The sequence below is a fragment of the Nocardioides sp. CPCC 205120 genome (genome assembly GCF_048654585.1).
Taxonomy (GTDB): domain Bacteria; phylum Actinomycetota; class Actinomycetes; order Propionibacteriales; family Nocardioidaceae; genus Nocardioides.
This window is the reverse complement of record NZ_JBMCYY010000002.1, coordinates 348,750-364,722: the sequence shown is the minus strand read 5'-3', so window position 1 is coordinate 364,722 and position 15,973 is coordinate 348,750. Positions and strand designations below refer to the sequence as shown.

At 73.7% G+C, this 15,973-nt stretch carries 14 protein-coding genes; 9 read left to right on the top strand and 5 right to left on the bottom strand.

Going from position 1 to position 15,973, the window contains the following annotated elements; all coding sequences use genetic code 11:
- Nucleotides 1–29: 29 nt before the first annotated feature.
- Genes ACOACO_RS12795 through ACOACO_RS12785 form a run of 3 tightly spaced genes read left to right on the top strand, consistent with a single transcriptional unit; the run spans nt 30 to nt 2,016 of the window.
- Nucleotides 30–875: a PPK2 family polyphosphate kinase gene (locus ACOACO_RS12795; protein WP_420296652.1), complete on the top strand. Its 846-nt coding sequence runs from the start codon at nt 30–32 to the stop codon at nt 873–875.
- Nucleotides 872–1,636: a HipA family kinase gene (locus ACOACO_RS12790; RefSeq protein ID WP_420296651.1), complete on the top strand. Its 765-nt coding sequence runs from the start codon at nt 872–874 to the stop codon at nt 1,634–1,636. The genes ACOACO_RS12795 and ACOACO_RS12790 overlap by 4 nt, the downstream gene beginning before the upstream one ends.
- Nucleotides 1,633–2,016, top strand: coding sequence for a DUF3037 domain-containing protein (locus ACOACO_RS12785; RefSeq protein ID WP_420296650.1), 384 nt, complete (start codon nt 1,633–1,635; stop codon nt 2,014–2,016). Before ACOACO_RS12790 ends, ACOACO_RS12785 begins: the two co-directional genes overlap by 4 nt.
- Nucleotides 2,017–2,029: 13 nt before the next feature.
- Here the strand turns inward: ACOACO_RS12785 and ACOACO_RS12780 are convergent, their stop codons facing one another.
- The 3 genes from ACOACO_RS12780 to ACOACO_RS12770 form a co-directional block, all read right to left on the bottom strand.
- Nucleotides 2,030–2,773: a sirohydrochlorin chelatase gene (locus tag ACOACO_RS12780; protein ID WP_420296649.1), complete on the bottom strand. Its 744-nt coding sequence runs from the start codon at nt 2,771–2,773 to the stop codon at nt 2,030–2,032.
- Nucleotides 2,774–2,897: 124 nt separating this feature from the next.
- Nucleotides 2,898–3,638: a phosphoadenylyl-sulfate reductase gene (locus ACOACO_RS12775; RefSeq protein ID WP_420296648.1), complete on the bottom strand. Its 741-nt coding sequence runs from the start codon at nt 3,636–3,638 to the stop codon at nt 2,898–2,900.
- Nucleotides 3,639–3,830: 192 nt separating this feature from the next.
- On the bottom strand, nt 3,831–5,555 hold the full coding sequence (locus tag ACOACO_RS12770; RefSeq protein ID WP_420296647.1) for a nitrite/sulfite reductase: 1,725 nt from the start codon (nt 5,553–5,555) through the stop codon (nt 3,831–3,833).
- A gap of 414 nt (nt 5,556–5,969) precedes the next feature.
- Here ACOACO_RS12770 and ACOACO_RS12765 point away from each other — a divergent pair, with 414 nt between their 5' ends.
- Nucleotides 5,970–7,406 (top strand): glycine hydroxymethyltransferase, encoded by a 1,437-nt coding sequence (locus ACOACO_RS12765; RefSeq protein ID WP_420296646.1) that lies wholly within the window; start codon nt 5,970–5,972, stop codon nt 7,404–7,406.
- A 90-nt stretch (nt 7,407–7,496) separates the two neighbouring features.
- On the opposite strand, the gene ACOACO_RS12760 is transcribed toward ACOACO_RS12765, so the two are convergent.
- Both ACOACO_RS12760 and ACOACO_RS12755 read right to left on the bottom strand, forming a co-directional pair.
- A complete protein-coding gene (locus ACOACO_RS12760; RefSeq protein ID WP_420296645.1) occupies nt 7,497–8,171 on the bottom strand; it encodes a response regulator in 675 nt (224 codons plus the stop codon).
- Nucleotides 8,168–9,808, bottom strand: a complete 1,641-nt coding sequence (locus ACOACO_RS12755) for an ATP-binding protein (protein WP_420296644.1) — start codon at nt 9,806–9,808, stop codon at nt 8,168–8,170. The genes ACOACO_RS12760 and ACOACO_RS12755 overlap by 4 nt, the downstream gene beginning before the upstream one ends.
- A gap of 121 nt (nt 9,809–9,929) precedes the next feature.
- Here ACOACO_RS12755 and ACOACO_RS12750 point away from each other — a divergent pair, with 121 nt between their 5' ends.
- The 5 genes from ACOACO_RS12750 (at nt 9,930) to ACOACO_RS12730 (ending at nt 15,970) form a co-directional block, all read left to right on the top strand.
- Nucleotides 9,930–11,363, top strand: coding sequence for a cation:dicarboxylate symporter family transporter (locus ACOACO_RS12750; protein WP_420296643.1), 1,434 nt, complete (start codon nt 9,930–9,932; stop codon nt 11,361–11,363).
- Between the two features lie 116 nt (nt 11,364–11,479).
- Complete coding sequence (locus tag ACOACO_RS12745) at nt 11,480–12,436, top strand: YihY/virulence factor BrkB family protein (protein ID WP_420296642.1); 957 nt, start codon at nt 11,480–11,482, stop codon at nt 12,434–12,436.
- A gap of 5 nt (nt 12,437–12,441) precedes the next feature.
- Entirely contained in the window at nt 12,442–12,813 is a 372-nt protein-coding gene (locus ACOACO_RS12740; RefSeq protein WP_420296641.1) for a hypothetical protein, read from the top strand.
- A gap of 9 nt (nt 12,814–12,822) precedes the next feature.
- Nucleotides 12,823–13,914, top strand: a complete 1,092-nt coding sequence (locus ACOACO_RS12735; protein WP_420296640.1) for a potassium channel family protein — start codon at nt 12,823–12,825, stop codon at nt 13,912–13,914.
- Between the two features lie 10 nt (nt 13,915–13,924).
- Nucleotides 13,925–15,970: a sensor histidine kinase gene (locus ACOACO_RS12730; RefSeq protein WP_420296639.1), complete on the top strand. Its 2,046-nt coding sequence runs from the start codon at nt 13,925–13,927 to the stop codon at nt 15,968–15,970.
- The last annotated feature ends 3 nt before the right edge of the window (nt 15,971–15,973 follow it).

Sequence of the window (15,973 nt, the reverse complement as noted above, 5' to 3'; positions counted from 1 at the left end):
GCGCACCGGGCGGGTGCCATAGTGGCGCGGTGGACATCTCGCTGCTGCGCGCACCCGACGGCGCCTTCTCCCTGGCGGACATCGACCCGGGCGCGACGCCCGGCTTCGACGGCGGCAAGGCCGCGGGCAAGGACGAGCTGTCGGCGGTCGTCGCCGAGCTCACGGACCTGCAGGAGCGTCTCTTCGCGGAGGGACGCACCCGGCCCGACGCCCGACGGGTGCTGCTCGTGCTGCAGGGGATGGACACCTCCGGCAAGGGCGGCACGGTGCGCAAGGTGATCGGGTCGCTCGACCCGCAGGGCGTGGCCATCGCCTCCTTCGGCACCCCGACCCCCGAGGAGCTGGAGCACGACTTCCTCTGGCGGGTGCACTCGCAGCTGCCCACGCCGGGCCGCATCGGCGTGTTCGACCGGTCCCACTACGAGGACGTGCTCATCGCCCGGGTCCGCTCGCTGGTGCCCGCCGAGGAGGTGGACCGGCGCTACGCGGCCATCCGCGACTTCGAGGCCGACCTGGTCGCCGACGGCGTCCGCATCGTCAAGGTCATGCTGCACATCTCCCCCGAGGAGCAGCGCGACCGGTTGCTCGCCCGCCTCGACGAGCCAGCCAAGCACTGGAAGTTCAGCCCCGCCGACATCGACGACCGGGCCCTGTGGGCCGACTACCAGGCGGCCTACGAGCGGGCGATCGCCGAGACGCACCGGCCCGGGACGCCGTGGTACGTCGTACCGGCGGAGTCGAAGTGGTACCGCAACCTGGCCGTCGCCCACCTCCTGCTCGCCGAGCTGCGGGCGCTCGACCTGCAGTGGCCCACCGCGTCGTTCGACCCCGCCGAGCAGCGTCGCCGGCTGGTCGAGGAGGACCCGCTGTCGTGATCCCCCTCCAGCACGTCACGCGGTACGTCGCGCCCCTGCGGGAGGGCGGGAGCCTGCCCGGCCTCGTGGAGGCCGACGACCTCGGCACCTACGTGTGCAAGTTCCGCGGCGCCGGCCAGGGCCTGCGGGTCCTCGTCGCCGAGGTCGTGGTGAGCGGCCTGGCCCGCCGCCTCGACATCCCGACGCCGCGGCTCGTCGCCCTCGAGCTGCACGCCGACCTCGCCCGCTACGAGGCCGACGAGGAGGTGCAGGACCTGCTGCGGGCCAGCGTCGGGGTCAACCTCGGCGTCGACTTCCTGCCCGGGGCCTTCGGGTTCGACCGCTCGGTCGAGGAGGACACGGAGGTCGCCCCCCGCATCCTGTGGCTCGACGCCCTCACGGCCAACGTCGACCGGTCGTGGCGCAACCCCAACCTCCTGCGGTGGCACGGCCGCACCTGGGCGATCGACCACGGCGCCTCGCTCTACTTCCACCACGCCTGGAGCGGCGGCGTCACCGACCCCGCGCGCTTCGCGGCCCAGCGCTGGGACGCCAGCGACCACGTGTTCGCCGACCGCACCGGCGACCTCGCCGCGGTGGACGCCGACGGCCGCGCCCTGCTCACCCCCGACGTCCTCACCGAGGTGGTGGCCGAGGTGCCGGACGAGTGGCTCGAGCCCGTGCCGGGCGCCGCGACGCCCGAGGAGCTGCGCGCGGCGTACGTCCGCTTCCTCACCGCCCGCCTGGACTCCCGCGCCTGGCTGCCGGGAGGTGGCGCGTGAGCGGGGAACGGTCGCCGTACCAGTACGTCGTGCTCCGCTGCGTGCCGCGCGTGGACCGCGAGGAGTTCCTCAACGTCGGCGTGGTGCTCTACTGCGAGGCCAGCCGGTTCCTGGCGGTGGCGTGGCGCGTCGACGAGCAGCGTCTCGCCGCGGCGTTCCCCGCCCTCGACCTCGCCACCCTGTGCCGGGCGCTCGACTTCGTCGACGGGGTCTGCGCGGCCGACGAGCGGGCGGGATCGGCGGCGACGCACCCGATCGGTGTGCGCTTCGGGTTCCTCAAGGCGCCGCGCAGCACGGTCGTGCAGCCGGGACCCGTGCACGGCGGCCTCACCACCGATCCCGCGGCCGAGCTCGCCCGGCTGCGGGACCTCCTGGTGTGAGGGCTCGGACCGCTCAGACGGGCACGAGCTCCACGGCGCCGACCGCGTAGCGCGCCAGCACGACGCGGGCGACCTCGGGGTGGGCGCCGAGCGGCTCGGAGACGGCGACGGCGCCGGCCTCCAGGGCCAGCTCGGCCGCGCGGTCCGGCAGCATCCCGGGCGCGAGGAACAACGAGGCGACCGCGATGTGGCGGCGGCCCTCGCCGCGGAACGCCCGCACGGCCTCGCCGGTCGCCGGGGGAGCGGTCGAGGCGAACGCCGCGCTGACCGGCAGCTTGTGGCGGGCGCCCCACACGCGAGCCAGGCGGGCCACCGCCTGGTTGGCGAGCGCGTCGCTGGACCCGGCGGCCGCGAGCACGAGGGCGTCGAGCTCGCGCACCCGCGCCGAGCGCAGGGCGGCGCGCAGACGCTCGTCGAGCACCTGCAGGAACGCGGCCTCAAGGCCGAGGATGGCCGACGCGCGGATGCCCAGGCCCTCGTGACGTGCGGACGCCTCCGCGATCGCGGCGGGGACGTCGACCTTCGCGTGGTAGGCGTCGGAGAGGAGCAGGGGGACGACGACGATCTCGTCGTGACCCGCGCGCACCAAGTCGTCGACGACGTCCTGGAAGCCCGGACGGGCGAGCTCCAGGAACGCGGGCTCGACGGTGAGGTCGGGGCGCTGCGCGCGCACCTCGGCGACGAGGGCGCGGACGGTGGCGGCGGAGCGGGGATCGCGGCTGCCGTGGGCGAGGGCGATGAGTGCAGGAGCGGCCATGACGGCCTCCTTCCTGAGGTCCGGCCGGGGTGGCCGGGGGCGGGGTGGTGCGGGGTGGGGCGCGCTCCGTGCCCGGGGGCGCGCCGTGGTGGTCGCGGTGGGGTGCTCGGCCGGTGGGCCGGCATCACATGTGGATGCCGCACTCCGTCTTGTTGGTGCCCGCCCAGCGACCGCTCCGGGGGTCGTCGCCGGGGGCCACCCGTCGGGTGCACGGCCAGCACCCGATGGACGGGTAGCCGTCGTAGGCCAGCGGGTTCACCAGCACACCGTTCTCCTCGATGTAGCGCTCGACGTCGTCGTCGCTCCAGCGCGCGATCGGGGAGACCTTCACCTTCTTCTTCTTGGCGTCCCACCCCACGACGGGGGCGATGACGCGGTTGCTCGTCTCGGCGCGACGCAGGCCCGTGGCCCACGCGTCGTACCCGTCCAGCGACGAGCGCAGGGGCTCCACCTTGCGCAGGGCGCAGCACAGGTCGGGGTCGCGCTTGTAGAGCTCCGGCCCGTGCTCCGCGTCCTGCTCGGCGACGGTGCGCGTGGGGCCGATCGTGATGACGTTGACGTCCATCGTCGCCGCGACCGCGTCGCGGGTGCCGATGGTCTCCGCGAAGTGGTAGCCGGTGTCGAGGAACACGACGTCGATGCCCGGCGCGACCTTGGCCGCGAGGTGGGCCAGGACGGCGTCGCCCATCGAGGAGGTGAGGCAGAAGCGCTCGCCGAACGTCGCGAACGCCCACTCGATGATGTTCTCGGCCGGGGCGAGCTCGAGCTCTGCGCCGACGTGCTGGACGATCTCGCGGAGCTCCTCCGACGAGCGTCCCTCGGTCTGGCTCCCGCGGTTCGCGCGGGCGACCTGGGTGGCGATCATGCGGATGCTCCCTTCGTGATCCCGGCCGGGCGCGGCAGGCGCCCGATCATCCGCAACGAGAAGGCGCGCAGGCAGCTGCGGCATTCCCATGCGCCGGCGGGGGAGGACACCTCACCGGTCGCGGGGTCGGTCGTCTCGTGCGGTCGGAGGTCCTCCTCCGCGCAGTAGGGGCAGTGGTAGGGCGCGGCTCGCTCAGACACCGGCCACCTCCGGCTCCCGGGCCGGCTCCCCGCGCAGCAGCGCCTCGTCGGCGCGCACGACCCAGTCGGCGAAGCTCTCGCCCTCGGCGCGGTCGCCGAGGTAGCTCCGGACGACGGCCGTGATGTAGTCGTCGAGGCCGGCGCTGGTGACCTTGTGGGCCCGCAGCTTGCGCCCGAAGTTCGCGTTGAGGCCGGTGGCCCCGCCCAGGTGCACCTGGAAGCCCTCGACCTGCCGGCCGTCCTCGTCCATGACGAGCTGGCCCTTGAGGCCGAAGTCGGCGACCTGGGTGCGGGCGCAGGCGTTGGGGCACCCGTTGACGTTGACCGTGATCGGCACGTCGAGGTCGGGCACCCGCTGCTCGAGCGAGGCGATGAGGTCGCGGCTGCGGTCCTTCGTGTCGACGATCGCGAGCTTGCAGTACTCGATGCCCGTGCAGGCCATCGTGTTGCGCCGCCAGTTCGACGGCCGCGCGCTGAGCCCGATGGCCTCCGCGGCCGCGACCAGGGACTCGACCTGCTCGGGCGCGACGCCGAGCACGACCACCTTCTGGTACGCCGTGAGCCGGGCCCCCGACGCGCCGTGCGCCTCGACGACGTCGCCGAGCGCCGTCAGCACCGTGCCGGAGATGCGGCCGACCGTCGGGGCGAGCCCCACGTAGAAGTTGCCGTCCTTCTGCTCGTGCACGCCGATGTGGTCGCTCTGGCGCACCGGCGCCTCGGGCGAGGGGCAGTCGACGAGCGCGCGGTGCAGGTACTCCGTCTCGAGCACCTCGCGGAACTTCTCCGGGCCCCAGTCGGCGAGCAGGTACTTCAGGCGCGCCTTGGAGCGCAGCCGGCGGTAGCCGTAGTCGCGGAAGATCCCCGCGACGCCGGCCCACACGTCGGGGACGTCCTCGAGCGCGACCCAGACACCGAGCTTGTGCGCGAACATCGGGTTGGTGGAGAGCCCGCCGCCGACCCAGAGGTCGAACCCGGGGCCGTGCTCGGGGTGGACGGTGCCGACGAACGAGACGTCGTTGGTCTCGGGGCACGTGTCGTGGCTGGGGTGGCCGGTCAGGGCCGTCTTGAACTTGCGGGGGAAGTTCGAGAACTCGGGGTCGCCGATGTAGCGCCGCTTGATCTCCTCCAGCGCCGACGTGCCGTCGATGATCTCGTCGGCGGCGACGCCCGCGACGGGGGAGCCGAGGAAGGGGCGCGGGGAGTCGCCGCACGCCTCGGTCGTGTCGAGGCCGGCCTCGTCGAGGATCTCCCAGATCGTGGGGACGTCCTCGATGCGGATCCAGTGGTACTGGATGTTCTCGCGGTCGGTGATGTCCGCGGTGTCCCGGGCGAACTCGGTGCCCACCCGGCCGAGCGCCCGCAGGGCGTCGGCGGTGAGCAGCGCACCGTCGGAGCGCACGCGCATCATGAAGTAGCGGTCGTCGAGCTCCTCCTCCTCGAGCGTGGCGGTCTTGCCGCCGTCGAAGCCCGGGGCGCGCTGGGTGTAGAGACCCATCCAGCGGAAGCGGCCGCGCAGGTCGGCCGGGTCGATCGAGTCGAAGCCGCGCTTGGAGTAGATGTTGATGATGCGCGCCCGCACGTTGAGCGGGTTGTCGTCCTTCTTGGACTGCTCGTTCTTGTTGAGCGGCTCCGTGTAGCCGAGCGCCCACTGGCCCTCACCGCGCTTGCGGCGGGGGGCGGCGGGGCGGCGCTGGGCGGGGGTTGCCGGGGTGCTCACAGCCAGGATCCTTCGCGGGATGCGGGATCGCAGGGGTCAGGTCACCGTCGGGGGACGGTCGATCGCCATGTCCTGCGACCTCGACGTTGGTCGGGTCGGTGCGTCGTCGGCGGGGCCGACGGATGGGGACGTCAGGACGGCCAACACATCATGCTGCGCGTGCGCATGAGGTCCACGTGGCGTCGAACCACGAGGTACGCGTGCGTCGCAGCAGTGACCATGGACAGGAGTCTCAACTGGCGGACGTCGTCCCACAAGCGCGAATCTCATGATGTGAGAACGGCGTCCACGATATGAACAGACCCCCGCTCCACCAGGGCGGATCGGCCGCCCCTGAGGCGCAGGTCACAGCGGGGCGTCCGTCGTACGACGCGAAATCGACGGCTGCGGCGCGGCCTCACTACATTGGCGTCCATGACCGATGCCCTCATCAGCAGTGCGTACTCCCAGGCTCTCGAGGTCATCGCCTCGGTGGAGCCCCGCATCGCGGACGCGACCCGCGCCGAGCTCGCCGACCAGCGCGGCTCGCTCAAGCTCATCGCCTCCGAGAACTACGCGTCGCCCGCCGTCCTGCTCACGATGGGCACCTGGCTGAGCGACAAGTACGCCGAGGGCACGGTCGGTCACCGCTTCTACGCCGGCTGCCAGAACGTCGACACCGTCGAGTCCCTCGCGGCCGAGCACGCCCGGGAGCTGTTCGGCGCCGAGTACGCCTACGCGCAGCCGCACTCCGGCATCGACGCCAACCTCGTCGCCTTCTGGTCGATCCTCGCCCACCGCGTCGAGGGCCCGTGGCTCGAGAAGGCCGGCGCGAAGAACGTCAACGACCTCACCGAGGCCGACTGGGAGCGCCTGCGCAACGAGCTGGGCAACCAGCGCCTGCTCGGCATGAGCCTGGACGCCGGTGGTCACCTCACGCACGGCTTCCGGCCGAACATCTCCGGCAAGATGTTCCACCAGCAGCAGTACGGCACCGACCCGGAGACGGGCCTGCTCGACTACGACGTGGTCCGCGCCCGCGCCAAGGAGTTCAAGCCGCTCGTGCTCGTCGCCGGCTACTCGGCGTACCCGCGGCGCGTGAACTTCGCGAAGATGCGCGAGATCGCCGACGAGGTCGGCGCCACCCTCATGGTCGACATGGCGCACTTCGCCGGTCTCGTCGCCGGCAAGGTGTTCACGGGCGACGAGAACCCCGTGCCCCACGCCCACGTCGTGACCACCACGACCCACAAGTCGCTGCGCGGCCCCCGCGGCGGCATGGTGCTGGCCACGGAGGAGTACGCCCCGAGCGTCGACCGCGGCTGCCCGATGGTGCTCGGCGGCCCGCTGTCGCACGTGATGGCCGCCAAGGCCGTGGCGCTGGCCGAGGCGCGTCGCCCCGAGTTCGCCACCTACGCCCAGCAGGTGGCCGACAACGCGCAGTCCCTCGCCGAGGGCTTCCTGAGCCGCGGCGCGAAGCTCGTCACGGGCGGCACCGACAACCACCTCGTGCTGCTCGACGTCACGGGCTTCGGGCTCACCGGCCGCCAGGCCGAGTCGGCGCTGCTCGACGCCGGCGTCGTGACGAACCGCAACTCGGTGCCCGGCGACCCCAACGGCGCCTGGTACACCTCCGGCATCCGGTTCGGCACGCCCGCGCTGACCACCCGCGGGTTCGGCCACGACGAGTTCGACCGCGTCGCCGAGCTCGTCGTCGACGTGCTCAGCAGCACGCAGCCCGGCACCACCAAGGCCGGCGGCCCATCGAAGGCCACCTACGTCACCGAGGACGGCGTCGCGGACCGCACGAAGGCCGCCTCCGCCGAGATGCTCGACAAGTTCCCGCTCTACCCGGGCCTCGAGCTGTCCTGAGCCCCGCGCGCCGCTGCGCTCGCGCCGCCCGCCGCCCCCGTCCCGCACCCGCGGGGCGGGGGCGGCGTCGTACGGGGAGGAGCCGGCCGCTCAGGCGCGCCAGCGGTACTCGACCTCGGGGCGCCCCGTGCCGCCGTACCGCGGCGCCCGCTCGAGGCGCCCCGCGTCGGCGAGGTGCTCGAGGTAGCGGCGCACGGTGACGCGGGAGGCACCGACGACCTCGGCGACCTCGGTGGCGGACACGCCGCGGGCGGCGCCGCGCACCGCCTGGGTCACCTCGCGCAGGGTCTCGGCGCTCATCCCCTTCGGGACGCTGCCGGCGGTGGGGGCCCGCAGGGAGCCGAGCAGGCCGTCGACCTCCTCCTGCGCGATCTCGGCCGAGTCCAGCAGGCTGGCGCGGTACGCGGCGTACTGCTCGAGCTTGGCCCGGAAGGTCGGGAACGTGAACGGCTTCAGCAGGTAGAGCACCACGCCGTGGGCCACCGCCTGGCGCACGACCTCGACGTCGCGGGCCGACGTCACCGCGATGACGTCGCAGAGGTGGCCGGCGGCCCGCATGCTGCGCACCAGCCCGAGGCCGTGCCCGTCGGGGAGGTGCATGTCGAGCAGCACGAGGTCGACCGGCTCCCGCGACAGCGTCCGCGCCGCCTCGCCCGCCGAGCGGGCCACACCCACCACCTCGAAGCCGGGTACCCGCCCGACGTACGACGCGTGCGCCTGCGCCGCCGTGGCCTCGTCCTCGACGACGAGCACCCGCACGCTCACGGCGTCACCTCGCGTGCGTCGGCCCGCGCGTCGGCCCGCAGGTCGACGGTGAACGCGGCGCCGCCGAGGTCGGAGGAGCCGACGACGACGTCGCCGCCGTGGCGGCGGGCCACCTGGGCCACCAGCGCCAGCCCGATGCCGCGCCCGCCGGTGCCGTCGGCGGTGGCCTTCGTGGTCCAGCCGCGCTCGAAGGCACGGGCGGCGTCCGCGGGGTCGAGGCCGGGGCCGGCGTCCTCGACGAGGACGCGCAGGCGGCCGGGGCCGGGGGAGAAGGTCACGCGCACCGTGCGCACCCCGCTCGTCGCGACGGCGTCGAGCGCGTTGTCGACGAGGTTGCCGACCACGGTGACGATGTCGCGGTGCGGCACGAGCACGTCGGTCGGCACGTCGCCCTCGATGCGCAGGTCGATGCCGCGCTCGGCGGCCTCCGCCGTCTTGCCGAGCAGCAGCGCGGCCAGGACGGGGTCCCCGGTGGCCGCCACGACGCGGTCGGTCAGCAGCTGCGCCACCTGCAGCTCCTCGGTGGCGAAGTCCACCGCCTCCTCGACGCGCCCCATCTCGACCAGCGACACGACCGTGTGGAGGCGGTTGGCGGCCTCGTGGTTCTGGGCGCGCAGGGAGTCGCCCAGCGCGCGCACGACGTCGAGCTCGCCGGTGACGGCCTGCAGGTCGGTGCGGTCGCGCAGCGTGACGACGGCGCCGACGGCGGCGTCGGCCCACGAGGCGGGGGAGGAGCTCACGACGAGCACCTTGTCACCGGTGACGTAGAGGTCGTCGCTGCTCGCCCGCCCCTCGGCGACGGCCGCGACGAGCCCCGGCGGCAGCCCGAGGTCGCGCAACGGGGTGCCGACCACCCCGTCGGCCGGCAGGTCGAGCAGGCGGCGGGCCTCGTCGTTGACGAGGGTGACCCGGCCCGCGACGTCGACCAGCAGGAGGCCCTCGCGCACGGCGCCCAGGACGGCGGCGTAGTACTCGTACATGCGGGTCATCTCGCGCTCGCCCAGCCCGTGGGTCTGACGACGCAGGCGGCGCGCCACCAGTGCGGCCCCCGCCACCCCGACCAGCAGCACGACGGCGGCCGCCACGGTCACCCGGACGAGGGCGGCCCGGACGGCGTCGGAGATGCGGTCGATGCTCACGCCGACCGAGACCAGGGCCACGACGGGGCCCGCGCCGCCCGCCGCGAACACCGGCACGACCGCGCGCACCGACGGGCCGAGCGTGCCGACGTACTCCTGTGTGAAGGGCCGGCCGGCCAGTGCGGGCTCGATGTCGCCGACGAAGGGCCGGCCCACCTGCTCGGGGTCGGGGTGGGTGAAGCGGGTGCGGTCGGTGTCCATCACGACGACGAAGTCGACGTCGGTGTCCTCCTCGACCTCGCTGGCCCACGGCTGCAGGGCGGGCGCCGGGTCGGGGCCCGCCACCGCCGCGGAGAGCGCGGGGGAGTCGGCCAGGGACTCGGCCACGGCCAGGGCCCGGTCGGCCGCGTCGTCGCGGGTGTCGGCGCGGGCGTCGACCAGCGCCAGGGTCACCGCGGTGGCGACGAGCACCAGCACGAGAACCACCTGCAGCGTCAGCACCTGGCCCGCGACGGACCACTCGCGTCGCTCACCAGGTCGTACCACGGGGACGATCATGCCGCACCGCCGGGCTGTGGTCGCGAACACAACGACCACAACGGTGACCCGGCTCACAGCGCGCCCCAGAGTGTGACGGTCGTCCCCCGGCGCAGCGGGACCCGAGCACTAGGAGCAGTTGATGAGCAGCAGCACGACGGCGGGCCAGGCGCCCGTGCGCCGCAAGGCGCGCACCCACTTCCTCTACATCGCGGTGATCATCGCGGTCGCCCTCGGCATCGCGGTGGGCATCCTCGCCCCGAGCTTCGCCGTCGAGCTGGAGCCGATCGGCAAGGCGTTCGTGGCGCTCATCAAGATGATGATCCAGCCGGTCATCTTCTGCACGATCGTGCTGGGCGTGGGCTCCATCCGCAGCGCCGCGCAGGTGGGCAAGGTCGGCGGCCTCGCGCTCGCGTACTTCATCACCATGTCGACCTTCGCGCTGGGCATCGGCCTGGTCGTCGGCAACCTGGTGCACCCGGGCGAGGGCCTGCGGGTCAACGACTCCGTCGCCGCGTCGGGCGCCGAGTACGCCGAGAAGGCCGGCCACGCGACCACCGCCGACTTCCTGCTCAGCATCATCCCGACCTCGCTGGTCTCCTCGCTGACCTCGGGCTCGGTGCTGCAGACCCTCTTCGTCGCCCTCCTCGTGGGCTTCGCGCTGCAGGCCATGGGCCGCGCGGGCGAGCCGATCCTCACCGGCGTCGGCCACGTGCAGCGCCTCGTCTTCCGCGTGCTCGCCATGATCATGTGGGCCGCCCCGATCGGCGCCTTCGCCGCGATCGCCGCCGTCGTGGGCGCCACCGGCGCCGGTGCCCTCAAGAGCCTCGCGGTGCTCATGCTCGGCTTCTACGCCACCTGCGCCATCTTCGTGTTCGTCGTGCTGGGCACGCTGCTCAAGGTCACCACCGGCATCAACATCTTCACGCTGCTCAAGTACCTGGGCCGGGAGTTCCTGCTCATCGTGTCGACCTCGTCGTCCGAGTCGGCCCTGCCCCGCCTGATCGCCAAGATGGAGCACGCCGGCGTCGACAAGCCGACCGTGGGCGTCGTCGTGCCGACCGGCTACTCCTTCAACCTCGACGGCACCGCCATCTACCTGACGATGGCGTCGCTCTTCATCGCCTCCGCGCTCGGCGACCCGCTGAGCATCGGCGAGCAGGTCTCCCTGCTGCTCTTCATGATGATCGCCTCGAAGGGCGCCGCGGGCGTCACGGGCGCCGGCCTGGCGACCCTGGCCGGCGGCCTCAGCTCGCACCGCCCGGAGATGGTGGACGGCGTCGGCCTCATCGTCGGCATCGACCGCTTCATGTCCGAGGCCCGCGCCGTGACGAACTTCGCCGGCAACGCCGTGGCCACCGTCCTCATCGGCCACTGGACCGGCGGCTTCGACCGCGAGAAGTTCGACGCCGCCGTCTCCGGCCGCCTGCCGTTCGACGAGGAGACGATGCTCGACGACGACCACGGCCACGGGGCCGCCGACCACGACGAGGCCGTCGCCGCCAACGCCAAGGCCGACCACCAGGTCGCCCTGTCGAAGGACGCCGCCACCGACGAGCGGCTCGCCGCGCGCTGACGACCGGCACGACCCGCCCACCCCGCGGGTCGCCGTACAGGCCCGGACCGCCCACCCGCGGTCCGGGCCTCGCGTGTCCCCGGGGCCGCGCGGTCGCCGGTCGTTACGGTGGCGCGGTGACGCCGCCGCCCGCCTCCCTCCGGGCGGTGACCCGTCGGGCCCTGCGGCTGCTGGGGCGCGTGGTGCGCGAGACGGCGGCGTCCTGCCTGCGGTTCCGGGTGACGGGCCTCGCGGCCGAGGCGGCGTTCTTCGCGCTGCTGTCGGTGCCGCCCCTGGTGTTCGCCCTCACGGGCTCCATCGGCTACGTCTCCGAGAACCTCTCGGCCGGCGAGGTCGGCCAGGTGCGCGACTTCGTCGTCGAGCTGGCGTCCCGGGCGCTGACCGACACCGCGGTCGAGCGCGTCGTCGTGCCGACCATCGACGACGTGCTCGAGGGTGGCCGCTTCGACGTGGTGTCCGTGGGCTTCGTGCTCGCGCTGTGGTCGGGCTCCCGCGCCCTCCACGTCTTCGTGGACACCATCACGATCATGCACGGCCTGGGCGGGCGCCGGGGGATCGTCGCGACCCGCGCGCTGTCGTTCGGGCTCTACCTGCTGGGCCTCGTGATCGGGGCGGTGACGATCCCGCTGGTCGTGGCGGGCCCGACGTTCCTGGCGTCCGTGACGCCGTCCCGGCTCGAGGTGCTCCTGGGGTTCTACTGGCCCACCGTGCTGGTGCTCGGCACCTGCTTCCTCGCGACCCTGCACCACGTCGCCGTCCCCGTCCGCACCCGGTGGCGGATGAACCTCCCGGGCGCGGTCCTGACGCTCGCCTTCTGGATCCTGGGATCGGGCCTGCTGCGCTGGGGGCTCACGGTCACCGCCGCCGACTCGCGCTCGATCTTCGGTCCGCTCGCCGCGCCGATCTACGTGCTCCTGTGGCTCTACCTGCTGGCGATCGCCGTGCTGATCGGCGCCGCGCTCAACGCGGCGCTGGACCGCCTCGTCCCGCAGAGCACCACGGCCGCCGCACGCCGCGAGCTCGCCCGGGTGCTGCGCCCGCGACGGCAGCCAGGACCCCCCGTGGGAGACTGACGCCCGTGGCCAACGTGAACATGCCGAAGCCCGTGGTCTGGCTCGGCGCCGTGCTCTGCGTCGCCGGCGGCTACCTCCTCGGCGTCGTCGTGACGGCCGAGGACCCCGAGGTCGGCACCGCCGAGGTGGTCTCGTTCACCCCGTCGTCCAGCGAGCTCTGCCTGCGCGGCGAGGCGCTGGTGGGCACGGAGGCGGCCGACGACGTCGAGGGCGACGGCGAGGACGCCGAGCTGTGCGGGCAGTGGATGCGGCCGCCCGACGCGCAGGACCCCGCCGAGGGCACCACGTTCCGGTTCTGGGTGCAGGCCACCGACGACCCGCCCTCGGGTGAGCGCGGCGCGGCCAACGTGCTCATCTACGGCGACGTGGTCGACTAGGTTGGAGCGGTGAGCGACCCTCAGCAGCCCGAGGGCGCCTCCCGCGGTCGGGTCGCACTCCCGGACCGGCAGCGTTCTCCCTGGTTCGAGCTGTCGAAGCGCCTCGGCGCCGCCGCGGCGATCCTCGTGGGCACGGTGCTGCTCGTCTACCTGGACCGCGAGGGCTACGTCGACAACAACGACCCGACCAAGCGGGTCGGGTTCATCGACGCCTTCTACTACACGACGGTCACGCTCAGCACCACCGGCTACGGCGACATCGCGCCGGTCAGCACGGGCGCCCGCCTGGTGAACGCCATCGTCATCACCCCGGCACGCGTCGGGTTCCTGGTGCTCCTCATCGGCACCACCCTGGAGGTGCTCGCGTCCCAGGGCCGCGAGATGTTCCGGGTCAACCGTTGGAGGAAGCGCATGGCTGAGCACGTGGTGGTCGTCGGCTACGGCACGAAGGGGCGTCGGGCGGTGGACACGCTCGTGCGCAACGGCTGGTCGCGCGAGCAGGTGGTCGTCGTCGACCCGCGCCAGGTGGCGATGGACGACGCGCACGCCGACGGGCTGGCGATCGTCGTCGGCGACGCCACGCGCCGCGAGGTGCTGCGCCGCGCCCGGGTCGCCGAGGCCTCACAGGTCGTCATCACCACCGACCGGGACGACACCAACGTGCTCGCGACCCTCACCGTGCGCCAGCTCAACCCCGAGGCGTTCATCGTCACCGCGGTCCGCGAGCAGGAGAACGTGCCGCTCATGAAGCAGAGCGGCGCCGACTCCGTGATCACCTCCTCCGACGCCGTGGGCCGCCTGCTGGGCCTCTCCTCCCTCTCGCCGGCCCTCGGCAGCGTGATGGAGGACCTCCTGACGTACGGCGACGGGCTCGAGGTCGCCGAGCGCGAGCTGCTCGTCACCGAGGTCGGCAAGCAGCCGCAGTCGCTGCCCGACCAGGTCCTCGCGGTCGTCCGCGACGAGCGCGTCTACCGCTACTTCGACCCCGTCGTGACGCAGCTGGCGCGCGGCGACCACCTCATCGTGGTCCGGCCCGCCCAGGAGCTGCCGTGGGCCCCCCGCCCCGGCACCCATGGCGAAGCCGCGTCGACGGACACCTGATGGGGGAGTCGTGAAGGGCGGGGCGACCACCCCGGCCGCCCGGTCGGGGCCGAGCTCGCCGCCTTCGTGGCCGCTGCCGTGGCCGTGGGCCCTCGGCTGGGCCGCCGTCGTCACCGGCCTCACCCTGGTGGGTCGCCTCACGGCCGTCGAGCCCGGTGCGCCCTCCCTCGTCGTGCCGTCGACGGGGTTCGCGGTGCTGTGGATGCTCTCCCGGGGCGCCGGCTGGCGCAGCCCCGACTGGGTCCTGCTGCTCGTCTGCCTCGGGGTCGTGTCGACGGTGACCGGCCTGTCCTGGGCGCCGGCGGCCGCGCTCGTGGCGGGGGCGGTGGTGCAGGTCGTGCTCAGCGTGGTGCTGCTGCGCCGCTGGAGCCCTCGCACGTGGGGGGTCGCGGGCGGCAGGGCGCCGATCGGCACGGTCGCCGCGATGGCCCGCGTGGTCGGCGCGGTGGTGGTCGGCGGCATCGTCGGCGGCGCCACCTCCGCCCTGGGCCTGGCGCTTCTGGGCGACGCCCCGGACCTCGTCGGGCTCGGGCTCCTGCTCGGGCGCGGGCTCGCCGGCGGCATCTTCGTCGTACCCCCGCTGCTCGTCATCGGCCGGGCGCTGGCCGTGCGGGCGCCGCACGCCACCGACGAGGGCGGGCGGGCCGAGCTCCTCGCGCTGGTGGTGACCACGGCGTTGCTCTACGTCGCCGCGTTCCTGCCCGAGGGCGTGCCGCTGGCGTTCCCGCTCCTCGTCGTCACCGCGTGGGCCGCGCTGCGGTTCTCCACGGCCGTCGCGGCCGCGCACGGGGTCGTGGCGGGGATGGCGGTGGTCCTGGTGACCCTGGCCGACCACGGGCCGTTCGCCGGCGACCTCGACCCGCGTGCGGGCGCGCTGCTCGCGCAGCTGTTCGTCTGCGTCGTCATCGTCTCGGGGCTGACGCTGGGGGTCGGGCGGGACGAGCGCCGCACGCTGCTGCTCGACGTGCAGCGCGCGGAGGCGGCCGCCGTCGAGCAGACCGACCTGCTCCGCACGATCATCGACACGATGCACGAGGGCGTCCTGGTGGTCGAGGGTGACGGCGAGGTGGTGCTGCGCAACCCCGCCGCCGGCACCCTGCGGCCCGGGGACGAGGCCTTCTCGGTCCGCGACGCCGCCGGCCGGGTGCTGCCCGTCGACCAGATGCCCTACCGACGGGCGCTCGAGGGCGAGGACGTGCGCGGCAGCTACGTGCTGCGTCCGCCCGCCGAGGAGGCCGACCTCTTCATCGAGGTGGCTGCCACCCCGCTCCCGCGGTCGACCGACCTGCCCCCACGGGCGGTGCTGGTGGTCCGTGACGTGACGCAGCAGGAGCTGCAGCGTCGCGAGCTCACCGCGTTCGCCGGCGTGGTCGCCCACGACCTGAAGAACCCGCTCGCCGTCGTCGACGGCTGGATCGAGGTGCTGGGCGACGAGCTGGAGGACGGCGAGGTGCCGTCGCGCCGCACGGTCGAGCAGACGGTGGACAAGGTGCGTACCGCCTCGGGGCGGATGCAGAGCCTCATCCGCCACCTCCTGCAGCACGCCACGAGCCGCGACGCGGCGCTCGACCTCGACGACGTGGACGTCGCGACGCTCGCCGCCGAGGTGGTCGCGGGCCGCGACGCCTCCGACCGCGTCGAGGTCGGCCCCGTGCCCCACGTGCACGGCGACGCCGCCATGTTGCGCCAGCTGCTGGAGAACCTGGTCGGCAACGCGTTGAAGTACGTCGTGCCCGGCGAGCCCGCCCACGTGCGGGTCGACGGAGAGGCCGCCGGTGACGGCATGGTCACCGTGCGCGTCACGGACAACGGCGTGGGGATCCCCGACGAGAGCAAGGACCTCGTCTTCCAGCAGTTCTACCGGGCCCACGCCGGCTCGGTGTACTCCGGGACCGGGCTGGGTCTCGCCATCTGCCGCCGCATCGTCGACCGCCACGGCGGCACCATCACCGTGCGCGACAACCCCGCGGGCCGGGGCACCCGGATCGAGGTGCTGCTCCCGGCAGCCGGCACCAGCCCCGCCCCGCGACCCGGTCCGGGCGGCACGACCCCCTGACGC